Source organism: Anaeromusa acidaminophila DSM 3853, assembly GCF_000374545.1.
In the GTDB taxonomy this organism is placed as follows: domain Bacteria; phylum Bacillota; class Negativicutes; order Anaeromusales; family Anaeromusaceae; genus Anaeromusa; species Anaeromusa acidaminophila.
In genome coordinates, this window is the sequence record NZ_KB894602.1 from 47,043 (window position 1) to 59,801 (window position 12,759).

The following is a 12,759-nucleotide window of genomic DNA, read 5'->3' on the forward strand; positions in this document are numbered from 1 at the left end:
GCTTATTTTACGAGGAGGGTTAGTATGAAAACGGTATTTTTGAATGCAACCAAATTGGATTTCGATCAAAAGCTGGATTTTTCATCGGTACAGGCGCTGACAGAGTTGACAAACTACGACGACACGAGCAATGAACAAATTTTGGAGCGGGTACAAGGACAGACGGTTGTAATTACCAAGGAAATGCCAGTAGGCAAGGATGTAATTTCCAAATTTCCGGATTCGGTTAAGCTGATCTGTGAAGCAGGTACCGGCTATAATAACATTGATATTGCGGCTGCCCGCGAAAAAGGAATTTCCGTTTGCAATATCCCCAGCTACAGTACGGTGGCGGTAGCGCAATTGGCGATGACCTTTGTGCTTAATCTCAGCGCATCACTGCCGCAGCAGCAAAGTATGCTGGGACGCAAGGATTTTTCCAACTTTACGAAGTTCTTGCAAGTGCCGCACTTTGAAGTGGCCGGCAAAACGCTGGGGGTTATCGGTGCTGGCGCTATTGGCCGTGAGTCGATCAAAATCGGCGTGGCTTTGGGCATGAACGTGCTGGTGTATGATCCCTTCCCGAAAGAGTGGACTGAAGGCAATGTGAAAAACGCTTCTCTGGAAGACGTATTGCGCCAAAGCGACTTCATTACGCTCCATTGCCCGCTTATGGACAGCACGCGGCAGATCATCAATAAAGAGCGCATTGCCCTGATGAAGCCTACGGCGTATATCGTCAATACTTCGCGCGGCGCGCTGATCAAAGAAGACGATTTGATCGAGGCGCTGCAGCAAGGACGCCTTGCGGGCGCCGCCTTGGATGTACAGGACCCAGAACCGCCTGCGCTCGACAATCCTCTCTTTGCGATGGATAATGTGATTATGACGCCGCATATCGGCTGGCGCCGCTACGAATCGCGCCAACGTCTGGTGGATTTAGTTGCGGAGAACATTAAAGCGTTTATTGACGGCAAAACCGTTAATGTAGTAAACAAATAAAGATTGAAGTACCGAAATTCATCAAGCAAGCCTGTGTCATGAGAATGATGTAGGCTTGTTTTTCTTTTCAAGGACGGCAGGGGGAAGAATCAATGACGCCGAAAAGTAGCAGAAGGTAGTTCGCGGCGGGAAGGGAGCCTGGAGGCGTTCCTGTTTTTTTGCAGCTTGAAAGAAAGGGGATTGAACATGAACATTTGTTGGCAAGATAATCGTTCTAGTAAATTTTACCAACATCCAGCGAGCTCTCCGGAGAAATTTTCTTTAGAGGAGACTGCAAAAGTTCGCGCTTTTCACAGCAGCTTTCCGCAGTACCAGCCCACGCCTTTGCGTTCGTTGCCTCGATTGGCGGAACTCTTGGGAGTCGGGGGAATTTATGTAAAAGATGAGTCCTTCCGATTTGGTCTCAATGCGTTTAAAGGCCTTGGCGGTTCGTATGCTATGGGGAAGTATTTAGCAGAGCGCCTGGGGATGGATATTAGCGAGCTTCCTTTTTCAAGATTAACGGGGGCTGAGGTAAAAGCCCGCTTGGGAGATATTACCTTTGCGACGACGACCGATGGCAATCACGGACGAGGCGTAGCTTGGACGGCGAAGATGTTGCAGCAAAAAGCGGTGGTGTATATGCCGAAAGGCTCGACGGAATATCGTTTGGAAGCGATTCGGCAAGAAGGCGCTGAGGCGGAAATTATGGACTGGAATTATGACGATACGGTTCGTTATACAGCCCGTCGAGCGGCGGAAGAAGGCTGGGTTATTGTTCAAGATACGGCATGGGAAGGATATGAAGAAATTCCACTTTGGATTATGCAAGGATATGCGACCATGGCGGATGAGGCGTTGGAACAGTTAAAACAAGACCATGGCTTAACGGCGCCTAGTCATGTAATGATTCAAGCGGGTGTCGGTTCTTTGGCAGGCATGCTGCAAGGCGTACTGGCGGCGCGCTATGGAGAGGAGCGGCCTCGTTTAGCCGTGGTGGAAGCACGCCCAGCTGATTGTTTGTATCGTTCTGCCGTAGCGAATGACGGCAGTCCTCATGCGGTTGGAGGCGATTTGACTACCATTATGGCGGGGTTGGCCTGCGGCGAAGCAAATTATATGGGTTGGGAATTGTTGCGGGATTACGGGGAATTCTTTTTCTCCTGCTCCGATGAAGTAGCGGCGCGCGGTATGCGCGTGCTTGGCAATCCGCTTCGCGGCGATGCACAGGTGATTTCCGGAGAATCCGGAGCGGTGCCGCTTGGGCTGCTATCCTTGTTGCTGGAGCGCAGCGAATGGCGAGAAGCTAAGGAAATGATGGGCCTTACATCGCAATCTCAAATCTTGCTGTTTAGTACGGAAGGGGATACGGATCCTCAGCGTTACCGTGATGTTGTCTGGGACGGCAGCTATTCCAGCGGTCGATAAATTTGAGATAAAAGGGAGACTGTAATTGCCGCCTAAGCAGGGAGAAGTCTTTTATATGGCGAAAATACAAGTAAATACTGTCTAAGGAAGTGAACCGGAAATGGTGAAAATTAGCGGGCAGGCTCAGCGTTTGCGCGTGTATGTGGGAGAGTCGGATCGGTATCAAGGACAGCCTGTATACCATGCCATTGTCGCGAAGGCCAAGGCGCTGGATTTGGCTGGCGCTTCGGTGTTTCGCGGCTTGGAGGGCTTTGGCGCCAATAGCCGGATTCATACATCGCGTTTGGTAGAGCTATCTAGTGATTTGCCGATTGTGGTGGAACTAGTAGATAGCGAAGAATACATCGCCAAGCTGCTGCCATTTTTGGATGAAGCCGTAGGGCAGGGCATGGTAACCTTGGAGAACATCGAAGTGGTTCATTATCGCCACAACGACGGCAAGGAGAAAATACGATGAGCATGGCCTTGGATCTGGCGATTATCGCTTTTGGCGGCGGGATGGGGGCTGTGACGCGGTACTTGGTTACCATTTGGGCGGCGGAGCGTTTTGGCAGCGCTTTTCCCTATGGAACGTTGTTGGTAAATGTGGCCGGTTCCTTTATTATCGGGTTATTTATGACCCTGTTTTTAGAACGATTGGAATTGGATCCGCAATGGCGTTTATTTATATCCGTAGGCTTTCTAGGCGGTCTGACAACCTTTTCTTCCTTTAGCTATGAAACGCTGCGGTTGGTCCAGGAAGGGGCTATGAGTCAGGCCTTCGCCAATGCAGGCAGCAATGTGATCCTTTGCTTGGCATCTACTTGGGCGGGCTTTTTCTGCGCACGTCTGTGGTAGAGGACGGAGAGAATAAGAAGGAGGCGGGACAGATGAGTGAAAGAACAGTAATGGTAACAAAGCAGGCGGAAGTGTTGACCGTGACGTTGCATCGTCCGGAAGCGCTCAATGCGCTTAATGATGAAATGACGGAAGAACTGCGGCAGGTGTTGGAAGAGGCGGCGGTTGACGCGTCGGTACGGGTGGTAGTGCTGACTGGCAGCGGCCGCGCCTTTTGCGCCGGCGGTGACTTGAATTATCTAGAGTCTATTGCCGGTACGTCCCAGGCTAAGACGTTTATCGAAGAAGTTGGCAATTTGGTAAAAATTATTCGGGAGATGCCAAAGCCGGTTTTAGCCAAGGTGCATGGCGTAGCAGCCGGAGCGGGCTTTAATTTGGCCTTGGCCTGTGATTTGGTTATTGCATCCCGGTCAGCAAAATTCGCGCAGAGTTTTGCTAAAGTGGGTTTGGTGCCGGATTGCGGCGGTCTATATCTGCTGCCTCGTCTTTTAGGTATGCATCGGGCTAAGGAATTGATGTTTATCGGTGATGCGGTTTCGGCGGAAACCCTTTATGAATGGGGCTTGTTAAACCATCTGGCGGAAGCCGACGAATTGGATGAGGAAGCCGGTTTTTGGGCGACTCGCCTAGCGTTAGCGCCGCCCTTGGCGTTGGCAAAAACAAAGGCTGCTTTGCATACCAGCCAGGAAGCGGATTTTGAGCAGATGGCGCAGTTGGAGGCGCAACTGCAGGCGCAGTGCTTGGAAACCGAGGATCATCAGGAAGGCGTAGCGGCGTTTCGGGAAAAAAGAAAACCTGCCTTTAGCGGACGCTAAGGCAGGAACAAAGAAAAAGGAGGCGCCAAGATGACGGATTGGGGTAAAACGTCGGTGGGATTAAGCGCGAATACGGCGGCAGGCTTGTGCTATTTGCTGGGCTGGCTGTCGGGGATCGTATTTTTACTGCTGGAAAAGGAAAACAAATTTGTTCGCTTTCACGCCATGCAGTCGTTGGTGACCTTTGGCTCTTTGATGGTTATTTCGCTAATGGCGCATTTGCTGCCGTTTATTGGAATGCTCATTTCCATCGTGATTGGACCAGCTACGCTGTTTGTTTGGCTGCTAATGATGTACAAGGGTTTTCAAGGGGAGCGGTATAGCTTACCGTTTTTTGGGGAGCTGGCGGAACGGCAATTGCGGTAAGCAGCTCTCGGCAGTCTTTACCTTTCTACATTGTTGTAAGGATCCCAGCTTTTGAGGAGCGCCAACTTGTCTTGAGCCGCCAGGCTTTCGGACAAAAGGCGCTCTTTGTCTTTAGGCAGCGTGCCGGCGAAATTGATGTAGTTGGAAATATGGTTGCTGCGAAAAAGGCAATGATGCTCCGGCGGCAGTTCAATGCCTTGCAGCAGCAAATGTAGCTCCCCCATGATGCCGGCAGGAGAAAGAATGGGGAAACGGCCGCTTTCAAACTCTTCCAGCAGCTCGCTGCCGCGGTACATCATCAGCGTCAGGGCGCTGAGCATATGCGGACGGATAGCGCTGACCGCCAAGGCGGTGTTGTGGGCGTGACGCTCTGATGCTTCTTGGCCGCCCAAGCCGAGAATAACCATCATCGAAAGCTTGATGCCTGCGGCTGTGATGCGCTGGCCGGCTTCGATGGATTCCGTAGCGGTGACTCCTTTATTGACATGAGCCAGCACGACGTCGTCGCCCGACTCCATACCGTAGTAGACTAGCTTAAGCCCGGCTTGGCGCAGAGCGACCAGCTCGGCTGGCGTTTTGCGCAGCATGTCCTTGGGGCCGGCATAGCAGGAGACGCGGCGCACTTTTGGCAATACAGCTTGAATTTGTGCTAAAATAGCCAAGAGACGCTCTGTTGGCAGTACGAGAGCGTTGCCGTCGCCCAGGAAGACCCGGTGAATATGAGCGGCATAGCGCTGCGCCTGCTGTAGCTGCGCGTCAATTTCTTCTTGGGGGCGCATGCGAAACGCAACGCTGCGATACATATTACAATAGGTGCAGGCATTGTGGGAGCAGCCGATAGTGACGCGGAGGATCAAACTGTCGGCTTCGCTGGGGGGGCGGAAAACAGGACCTTCGGCATTATCAAAATACATGAATATTCCTCCCGAAAAATAGTATTGTTAGTTTAGGAGATGCAGTAGATGAGAAAAATAGTTTTTACTTACTTGAAAACAAGCGTAATGGCGGTTACGGCCAGCCTGCTGCTGTTTTTGCCGGTTAGCGTGCAAGCGCAGGCCGCCTTTAAGGGGATTCCTGTGCTGCTGTATCATTATGTGGGAGAAGAAGCTCCGGATTATCCGTATTTGAATGTGGAGACGTCGGAGTTTTCCCGGCAAATGAAGGAGTTGCATGAGCGGGGGTATCAGAGCGTTTCTTTGGCTGATCTGACCTCCTACATGAAGGGAGCTTCGGTCAAGTTGCCGGCTAAGCCGGTCTTAATCACCTTTGACGATGGCTATGAGGATAACTATACGCAGGCGTTCCCTGTGCTCAAACAGGAAGGGTTTCGAGCGGCTATTTTTATGGTGCAACGCAATTTTGACCGCAAGAATCGCCTTTCGGTGCAACAGATTCAAGAGATGGAGCAGGCGGGTATCGAAATTGGCTCTCATACGCGTAGCCATCCCGATCTGACAAAATTAGCAGCGGTCGAGCTGGAGAAGGAAGTGGGGCAAAGCCGTCGCGGCGTAGAGCGCTTGGCGGGACGGCCGATCGATTATTTTGCCTATCCTGGCGGTTTTTACAATCTGGAGGTGCTGGAGAAAACGGCGCAAAGCGGTTATGCCGGAGCCTTTACCGTGCTGCCGGGCATCAACTGTCCAGACAAAGACAACCCTTATTTGCTGCGGCGTATTCCTGTTTTCAGCTATACAGATTTCGACGCGATACTGGACCGGCTGGAAACAACGGAAGACGCTTCCTTGCTGGATTATTTAGATTAGCGTTCTAAATCCAAAGTCATATCGTACCATTCGGCGCCTCCGTGGGTGGATTGCGAAAGACCGTTATTTACATAGCCGAAGGTTTCGTAATAGCGAAGCAGATGTTTTTTGCAGGTAAGGATGACATGGCGTTGCCCTTGGCGCTGCGCTTCGCTGATGAAGTGACGCATTAATTGCGCGGCTATGCCTTGACGACGGCGGTTAGGAACAACATCCAGGCCGAAAATGGCTGCATGAGTTCCTCCTGGAATATGGCGGCTTGGGTCTTGGAAAAGCTCATCTTCAATGATCGGGCTGTTGGTAACGCAGCCATTGACGAAGCCGATGAGGGCGCCATTTTGTTCCGCTACAAAAAAATAGGATGGAAAAGCGGCAATCCGTGCGGCAATTGTTTGAGCGGAAGCCGCTTCGGCGGCGGGAAAACATAACGCTTCAATTGCGGCGACGGCTTCGGCGTCTTGGGCGCGGGCGTTGCGAATTGCAATGGTCATAAAAAAGCCTTCTTTCTTGCCAATACTATCTAAGAGGAAGCTATACATCAATTCGTTTGATTATAGCATCAATCCTCCTTAAAAATAATTTTTGAGAATCTTACAAAATGTTATTGAAGCCTAAAGAAAACTGACAGGACTTTCAAAAGCAGTGGCGAACTAGATTAAAATTATAAAGATACGCAGGCTGACAGGACTGACACGCCAAGTGAGGCCGTGGTCGCTTGAGGTTGCGATGGCGCACTTGGACAGCATGGAGGAATCTGTGCTGGTTGAGTGCGTTTTTGCAACTCCAAGGCGCAAGCTAACGCTGCTGATCGAAAAAAGTTAGGAAGTGTAGAAAATGAAAGAGATTGCCAAGGAGTATATGTTTTCCATTATCTTATTGCTCGCCGTGTTGGCGGGCGGAGTTCTGGGAGTTGTCATGGGGCCGGAGGCGGTGGTGTTGAAGCCGCTGGGAGATTTGTTTTTAAACCTGCTCTTTATGATTATCGTACCCATGGTGTTTTTTAGCATTGCTTCGGCTATCGCTTCGATGGGCGGAGAAATGCGTCGCTTAGGCAAGATTATGAGCAGTGTAGTGGTCGTATTTGTAGTTACCGCCTTATTGTCCGCTGTACTGGGATTAGGCGTGACTGTTGCTATGAATCCGACCGAAGGCATTAACTTCGCTACGTTGCAAAGCGTCGTGGCTGCGGAAGGCGGGACGCCGGAAAAAGCGAAGCAACTGAATACGGCGGAGCAATTGGTCAAAACCTTTACGGTGAGCGATTTTTCGCAGGTTCTTTCTAAGTCGCATATTTTACCGCTGATTGTGCTGGCTGCCTTGACCGGTTTGGCAACGGCCCTAGTGGGCGAGGCGGCGAAGCCGGTTGCATCCTTTTTGGCGGCAGCCACGCAGGTTATGATGAAAATAGTACAATTAGTGATGTATTATGCGCCGATTGGCTTAGGCGCGTATTTTGCCAATGTGGTAGGTGAATTAGGTACGCAAATTTTGCAAGGCTACTTGAATACGTTTATTGTGTATCTGGTATTGACGGTTATTTACTATTTCGGCTTCTTTACACTCTATGCGTATCTGGCGGCAGGGAAGCAAGGCGTAGGCGTTTTCTGGCGTAATGCATTGCCGCCGTCTTTAACGGCCATTGCCACCTGCTCCAGCGCTGCATCCATTCCCGTTAATCTTATGGCCGCCAAAAAAATGGGCGTGCCGGCGGATATGGTGGAGACGGTCATTCCATTGGGCGCTAATTTGCATAAGGATGGTTCCGTGTTCGGCGGGGTGCTGAAAATTACTTTTCTCTTCGGCTTGTTCGGTATGGATATGACAAGCTGGAGTACCTGGCTGGGGCTTATCGGCGTTTCTTTCCTGGTCGGCGCTGTAATGGGGGCCATTCCGGGAGGCGGCATGATCGGCGAGATGTTGATTATCAGCGTGTACGGTTTTTCACCGGAAGTGCTGCCGATTATTGCGGTTATCAGCACCATTATAGACGCGCCGGCAACTCTTCTTAACTCCACCGGGAATGTGGCTTGCTCTATGTTGGTGGCGCGCTTGGTGGAAGGAAAGAACTGGCTAGCGAATAGCCTTGGCGAGCAGGAAGAAGATTGTCAAGAAGCGGCGAGTTAAAGACAAAAAGAATTGCTAAAGAGAACCGGCAAGCGTTTTCATAAACGCTTGCCGGTTCTCTTTGCGCCTAGGTAGTGGCCTTTTTTGTATTGGTCTCAAGCGGCGGCTGTATGTCCTGCGGAATGGGGCATTGATAGGTGCGGCCATCCAAAGTCTGAAGCAGCTCTGCTTTGGCGAGCTGAATCTGCTCCGGCTGAGAGAAAAGCTCCAAAGCGGTGCGGGCTAGGACTTTAGCGGCGGTCAGCATGCCCTGGTGCGCTAACGAGGAAGTTCCTTGGGCGACCATTTGCCAGGAATGGCCTGGCGTGCCGAATACGTAGCAAGCCGTACTGCACTGCGCAGTCGGTACTAGCCAGCTGACATCTCCGACGTCGCTGGAGCCAGGCAGCAGAGAAGCCGCGTGAACATGGGGCAGAATTCTGTCAGCGACAAGCTGCTTGCGGATGCCTGGCAGCAGCTCGCGGTGCTGTCCTCCTAAAAGCAATTCCGCCATATGCAGATCGTTTTGCAAATCCTCTTGCGTCATGGTTTGGTGAAGCTGCTGCGCCAGTTTCTGTTCGTTTTCCGGTAACGCAGGGAGGGTAACTTGCTGCAAGTGGCGATACATGATAGTTTCTAAGGCGTTGTTTGGAATGTAATTGGAGCAGGCTTTTTGAAAAAGGACTTCGTGGGTGGTTCCGGTCATTAAAGCAGCTCCATGGGCGATGGCGCAGACGCGCTCATAAATGTCTTGAACCTGGGCTAGCTCCGGCGCTCGCAGCAGGTACAGCACTTCGGCTTCGCTTTGGACGACGTTGGGGGAGGCGCCGCCGCTGTTGGTAATGGCATAGTGCATGCGTGCGTCCGGGACGACATGTTCCCGGAGGTAGTTCACGCCGATATTCATGAGCTCTAAGGCGTCTAAGGCGCTGCGTCCTACATGAGGCGCGGAAGCGGCATGAGAACTCTTGCCGTGAAAACGGAACGCGACTTGGTAGTTGGCTAAAAAGCGGGTGGACCAGATGGCGTTATGCGTCAGGGGGTGCCAGGTTAAAGCGGCGTCGACATCCTCGAAGACGCCGGCGCGGGCCATAAAGGCTTTACCGGAGCCGCCTTCTTCGCCAGGGCAGCCATAGTAGCGCACCGTGCCGGGGAGCTTATTTTTTTCGAGAATCTCTTTGACAGCTACCGCTGCCGCCAGGGAGCCGACGCCGAGCAGGTGGTGGCCGCAGCCATGGCCGTTGCCGCCTTCTTCAAGAGGCTTTTTTTCAGCGAGGCGTTCTTGCTGGCTCAAACCGGAAAGGGCGTCATATTCGCCGAGAAAGGCAATGACCGGCGCGCCGCTGCCAAAGGAGGCGGCAAAGGCGGTGGGCAAACCGGCGACGCCGGTTTCGACATCAAAGCCTTCTTGCTCCAAAAGCGAACAAAGCAGTTCGCTGGAGCGCGTTTCTTGGAATTTTGTTTCGGCATAGCTCCAAATTTCATCGCTGGCATGGGTCCAACGTTGCTTTTTTTCTTCAATTAGCCGTTCTAAATCGTTGTAAACCATATCGTTCATCCCTTCCGTTACCAAGGCTTTTTTGTGATTTGTTCTTGTTCTACCGTCCTGTTGCTTGGCGTATCCTTAAAAGAAGTTTAGTGAAAAATTTATCGGCGGAGTCTTCGCTCACTTCCTTTATTTTAGCACATTTCCGGAGGCTCAACGCCGTTAGGCGGGAAAAGTAAGGAAACTAGAAGCGATGAAAAGGGATTAAAGAGTGGTGCATGGAATATAACAGCAAAACTAAAATTGGCATACTTTTACAATGGTAAAGAGAGGAGCATGCCAGAAGATGGAGCAGAAACAGAAGGCGAAAACGAAGTTTGTTTCGATGGATCGAATCATCCTCTATTTAGGGATCGGGCTGTTGCTGCTGCTTTGGTTTTCCACGTGGCACCGGATTTTAGTAGAATCGGAGATTGAAAAACGGGAGGCTATAAGAGTCAGTGTAACCTATGGCCGCTCCTTTGCTGACCATGTGTATCATTCGGTGCAGAATGTCGATGATGCGCTGAAAATTGTGCGTCAACATCATCAATGGTTACGAAATGGATCCGAAGAGGCATCGGTTTCACAAAACTTCTTACAAGAACGAGTATTGTCTTTGGCGGTGGCTGATGAAACAGGGCGTGTGGTTGCTGTTTATACCGGAGAAGAAGCTCGTAAATCGGTAGCGAATGAACCTTTTTTTAAGCATCATCAGCAGCAAGCTCAAGATCAATTGCATAGCGCTTCTCTTATGACGACAGAAGATTCGATGTTGACCTGGAGTCGAGGTATTTGGGATAAGGCGGGCGTATTTCGAGGTGTTGTATTTGCGACAAGTTCTAAACGCGCTTTGACGGAATTTCTTTGGGAATTGGAATTGGAAAGTGATGCGGTGCTTGTTGTTTTAGGAGAAGATAATACCCTTCGTTCTTGGCAGCCAGAGGCTCTTCTAGAAGGAAAGCAAGAAGCGTTGGGGCAATTTTTAGGACAGCAGACGCGGCAGCAAATGGAAGGTGATACAGGGTCTTTTTATGATCAGAGTGGCGAGGAGCGAATTTTTCATTACTATGCACTGGAATCATATCCTTTGATTGCTGCGACTGGTGTGGACGTAAGCCAGGTTAAAAAAGATATTGCCGAAAGAAGGCAATTTTATCTATTGGCTTCTTTGGCGGTTACTCTATTGATTAGCGCGGTTACGGCGCTATTGGTGCGACGCGTGAAAAAAGAGGAAGCTTTGACAAGGCAGGTGGAAACTTTTGCGCGACAAATGGCTTCATTTCAAACAATAACGAGTCATTTAGTACAGGACCGAGATGAAGTAGGGGATCTGCTGAAAACCATCATTACCGATGCGGCGCAGCTTATGGATGCGCCGGATGGTTATATTTCGGTTGTTGATAGTAAGGGAAATCTGGAATTTCCGTATGCTGTCGGCTTATATAACGATATGAAAGAGAGGAAATTTGATAGTACGGCTGGCGTAAGCGGCCAAGTGCTAGCGCAAGGAAAAAGACAGCATATACCGGATTACCAACAAGTGCCGGATAAACTGCTGGAGCCGGAACTGAGACAGGTCAGTACGGTGCTTATGTATCCTCTGAACAGCGGAGGCCGAACATTGGGCGTGTTTGGTATTTCGTGGAGAGAGAAGCCTTTTTCTCCTAGCGAAGAGCAGCTAAGTTTCTTGGAGCAGTATGCATTTTTGGCGGCCGTGGCCTTAGAAAAAGTACAGGTTAAGGTGCAGCTGCGCGAAGAATTAAAACGTAGCGAAGAACAGCAGATTGATTTGCAAATGGCTTGGAGGATGCTTGATGAAAGCAATCGTAAGCTGCGCATGGCGAATGAGCATTTGGAGGAGATCGCTCTGACGGATCGGTTGACCGGAGCCTGGAATCGACGCAAGTTTGAAGAAACAGCGGAACAAGAAATGCTGCGCAGTCAGCGTTATCAAGAAGAAGTATCGATTCTACTTATTGATATTGATTTCTTCAAGCAGATCAATGATGAGCACGGACATCTGGTGGGGGATCAGGTTTTAGTGGAGGTAGTGGAACGGATCCAGCAAAATCTTCGCGTTGTAGACTCGATTTATCGCTGGGGCGGCGAGGAATTTGCGGTGTTGTTGCCCTGTAGTACGGGCGAGGCGGCTGTGGCGGCAGCAGAGAAGTTGCGCAGAGAAGTAGAAAACAAGCCTCTTTCAGCTAAAAAGCTACGTCTGACCGTGAGCATTGGAGTGGCGGAATTTATGAGCGAGGATACGTTGGAATCTTGGTTAAAACGAGTGGATGACGCCTTATATCAGGCGAAAAAGAGCGGCAGAAACAAAGTCGTATTATTTTAGAACCCGGTGTGCGCTTTTCCCGAAGAGTGTGCCTTACTGCATAAAAAGAATAGACCGCGCTTGGGCAGTTCGTACTGCCAAGCGCGGTCTGTTTTAGGTGCGGGCATGGTAGAGCATGCAATGAAAAGAAAGTTCCTGGAGGCAGGGATTGTGGTAATGGTGAGGCTGGCTAGCTGGAAAACGCAGGGCGTCGCCGCTTTGCAGCTTATACTCCGTGTTGTTTACGTTTATGTATAAGGAACCTTCGCTCAATAGGACGTATTCTTCCGAGCCGATAGCGTGGGGAGATGCAAAATGCGTACTCTGCGGCTGCAATTTTGCGGTAAATATTTCAAAAGGGGGGATGCGGACAAAAAGTTGGACTCGGGTGGCATTCTGAAAGGGGCAAGAAAAATGTATTCAGAAGGCCAGAAAAAACGAGCGCTAACACTGTATGACCAATGCAAATCCGTGACTAAAGTTATTCAGTGCTTGGGGTTTCCAACAAGGAAGGCATTATATAACTGGATAGCAGAAAGAGATTTGCCACCCAGAATAAAAGCTTCAAGGAGGCAATGGAATAACAAACCGGATCACCCTAGACATCCACCAGTGGATCTTAAGTTAGCAACAATT

14 protein-coding genes are annotated in these 12,759 nt (G+C 50.5%); 10 read left to right on the top strand and 4 right to left on the bottom strand.

All coding sequences use genetic code 11. The annotated features are described in order from the left end of the window. Nucleotides 1-24 precede the first annotated feature (24 nt). From C508_RS0113990 to C508_RS0114015, 6 genes are all read left to right on the top strand, one after another. Nucleotides 25-981, top strand: a complete 957-nt coding sequence (locus C508_RS0113990; protein WP_018704197.1) for an NAD(P)-dependent oxidoreductase — start codon at nt 25-27, stop codon at nt 979-981. Between the two features lie 186 nt (nt 982-1,167). Further along, a complete protein-coding gene (gene dpaL, locus C508_RS0113995; RefSeq protein WP_018704198.1) occupies nt 1,168-2,388 on the top strand; it encodes a diaminopropionate ammonia-lyase in 1,221 nt (406 codons plus the stop codon). Between the two features lie 100 nt (nt 2,389-2,488). Further along, complete coding sequence (locus C508_RS0114000; protein ID WP_018704199.1) at nt 2,489-2,845, top strand: DUF190 domain-containing protein; 357 nt, start codon at nt 2,489-2,491, stop codon at nt 2,843-2,845. After that, nucleotides 2,842-3,225 carry a fluoride efflux transporter CrcB gene (crcB, locus tag C508_RS0114005; RefSeq protein ID WP_018704200.1) on the top strand — a complete coding sequence of 128 codons (384 nt, stop codon included), beginning with the start codon at nt 2,842-2,844 and terminating at the stop codon, nt 3,223-3,225. The genes C508_RS0114000 and crcB overlap by 4 nt, the downstream gene beginning before the upstream one ends. 32 nt (nt 3,226-3,257) lie before the next feature. Then, entirely contained in the window at nt 3,258-4,040 is a 783-nt protein-coding gene (locus C508_RS0114010) for an enoyl-CoA hydratase/isomerase family protein (protein WP_018704201.1), read from the top strand. A 30-nt stretch (nt 4,041-4,070) separates the two neighbouring features. After that, entirely contained in the window at nt 4,071-4,406 is a 336-nt protein-coding gene (locus C508_RS0114015) for a DUF4870 domain-containing protein (protein ID WP_018704202.1), read from the top strand. Between the two features lie 17 nt (nt 4,407-4,423). On the opposite strand, the gene C508_RS0114020 is transcribed toward C508_RS0114015, so the two are convergent. Beyond that, nucleotides 4,424-5,320, bottom strand: a complete 897-nt coding sequence (locus C508_RS0114020) for a radical SAM protein (protein ID WP_018704203.1) — start codon at nt 5,318-5,320, stop codon at nt 4,424-4,426. A gap of 48 nt (nt 5,321-5,368) precedes the next feature. Here C508_RS0114020 and C508_RS18735 point away from each other — a divergent pair, with 48 nt between their 5' ends. Then, nucleotides 5,369-6,169, top strand: a complete 801-nt coding sequence (locus tag C508_RS18735; RefSeq protein WP_018704204.1) for a polysaccharide deacetylase family protein — start codon at nt 5,369-5,371, stop codon at nt 6,167-6,169. Here the strand turns inward: C508_RS18735 and C508_RS0114030 are convergent. Further along, on the bottom strand, nt 6,166-6,660 hold the full coding sequence (locus tag C508_RS0114030) for a GNAT family N-acetyltransferase (protein ID WP_026319544.1): 495 nt from the start codon (nt 6,658-6,660) through the stop codon (nt 6,166-6,168). The genes C508_RS18735 and C508_RS0114030 overlap by 4 nt on opposite strands. 343 nt (nt 6,661-7,003) lie before the next feature. On the opposite strand from C508_RS0114030, the gene C508_RS0114035 reads away from it, so the two are divergent. Then, entirely contained in the window at nt 7,004-8,293 is a 1,290-nt protein-coding gene (locus C508_RS0114035) for a dicarboxylate/amino acid:cation symporter (protein WP_018704206.1), read from the top strand. Between the two features lie 67 nt (nt 8,294-8,360). On the opposite strand, the gene C508_RS0114040 is transcribed toward C508_RS0114035, so the two are convergent. Continuing rightward, on the bottom strand, nt 8,361-9,821 hold the full coding sequence (locus tag C508_RS0114040) for a M20 family metallopeptidase (protein ID WP_018704207.1): 1,461 nt from the start codon (nt 9,819-9,821) through the stop codon (nt 8,361-8,363). A 283-nt stretch (nt 9,822-10,104) separates the two neighbouring features. Between C508_RS0114040 and C508_RS19610 the strand changes: the two genes are divergently transcribed. Beyond that, the gene (locus C508_RS19610; protein ID WP_018704208.1) at nt 10,105-12,144 is read left to right on the top strand and encodes a diguanylate cyclase; all 2,040 of its coding nucleotides are present in this window, start codon (nt 10,105-10,107) and stop codon (nt 12,142-12,144) included. Nucleotides 12,145-12,237: 93 nt separating this feature from the next. Here the strand turns inward: C508_RS19610 and C508_RS20935 are convergent, their stop codons facing one another. Continuing rightward, on the bottom strand, nt 12,238-12,459 hold the full coding sequence (locus tag C508_RS20935; protein WP_071595796.1) for a cupin domain-containing protein: 222 nt from the start codon (nt 12,457-12,459) through the stop codon (nt 12,238-12,240). On the opposite strand from C508_RS20935, the gene C508_RS20565 reads away from it, so the two are divergent. Next, nucleotides 12,439-12,759 (top strand): hypothetical protein (locus tag C508_RS20565; RefSeq protein ID WP_215731979.1); only part of this gene is annotated, 321 nt, incomplete at its 3' end. The two genes, C508_RS20935 and C508_RS20565, sit on opposite strands and share 21 nt — an antisense overlap.

What these genes read in the sequence shown, in the direction of transcription:
- C508_RS0113990 (WP_018704197.1), top strand. Translation starts at nt 25, where the DNA reads ATGAAAACGGTATTTTTGAATGCAACCAAATTGGATTTCGATCAAAAG.
- dpaL (WP_018704198.1), top strand. Translation starts at nt 1,168, where the DNA reads ATGAACATTTGTTGGCAAGATAATCGTTCTAGTAAATTTTACCAACAT.
- C508_RS0114000 (WP_018704199.1), top strand. Translation starts at nt 2,489, where the DNA reads ATGGTGAAAATTAGCGGGCAGGCTCAGCGTTTGCGCGTGTATGTGGGA.
- crcB (WP_018704200.1), top strand. Translation starts at nt 2,842, where the DNA reads ATGAGCATGGCCTTGGATCTGGCGATTATCGCTTTTGGCGGCGGGATG.
- C508_RS0114010 (WP_018704201.1), top strand. Translation starts at nt 3,258, where the DNA reads ATGAGTGAAAGAACAGTAATGGTAACAAAGCAGGCGGAAGTGTTGACC.
- C508_RS0114015 (WP_018704202.1), top strand. Translation starts at nt 4,071, where the DNA reads ATGACGGATTGGGGTAAAACGTCGGTGGGATTAAGCGCGAATACGGCG.
- C508_RS0114020 (WP_018704203.1), bottom strand. Translation starts at nt 5,320, where the DNA reads ATGTATTTTGATAATGCCGAAGGTCCTGTTTTCCGCCCCCCCAGCGAA.
- C508_RS18735 (WP_018704204.1), top strand. Translation starts at nt 5,369, where the DNA reads ATGAGAAAAATAGTTTTTACTTACTTGAAAACAAGCGTAATGGCGGTT.
- C508_RS0114030 (WP_026319544.1), bottom strand. Translation starts at nt 6,660, where the DNA reads ATGACCATTGCAATTCGCAACGCCCGCGCCCAAGACGCCGAAGCCGTC.
- C508_RS0114035 (WP_018704206.1), top strand. Translation starts at nt 7,004, where the DNA reads ATGAAAGAGATTGCCAAGGAGTATATGTTTTCCATTATCTTATTGCTC.
- C508_RS0114040 (WP_018704207.1), bottom strand. Translation starts at nt 9,821, where the DNA reads ATGGTTTACAACGATTTAGAACGGCTAATTGAAGAAAAAAAGCAACGT.
- C508_RS19610 (WP_018704208.1), top strand. Translation starts at nt 10,105, where the DNA reads ATGGAGCAGAAACAGAAGGCGAAAACGAAGTTTGTTTCGATGGATCGA.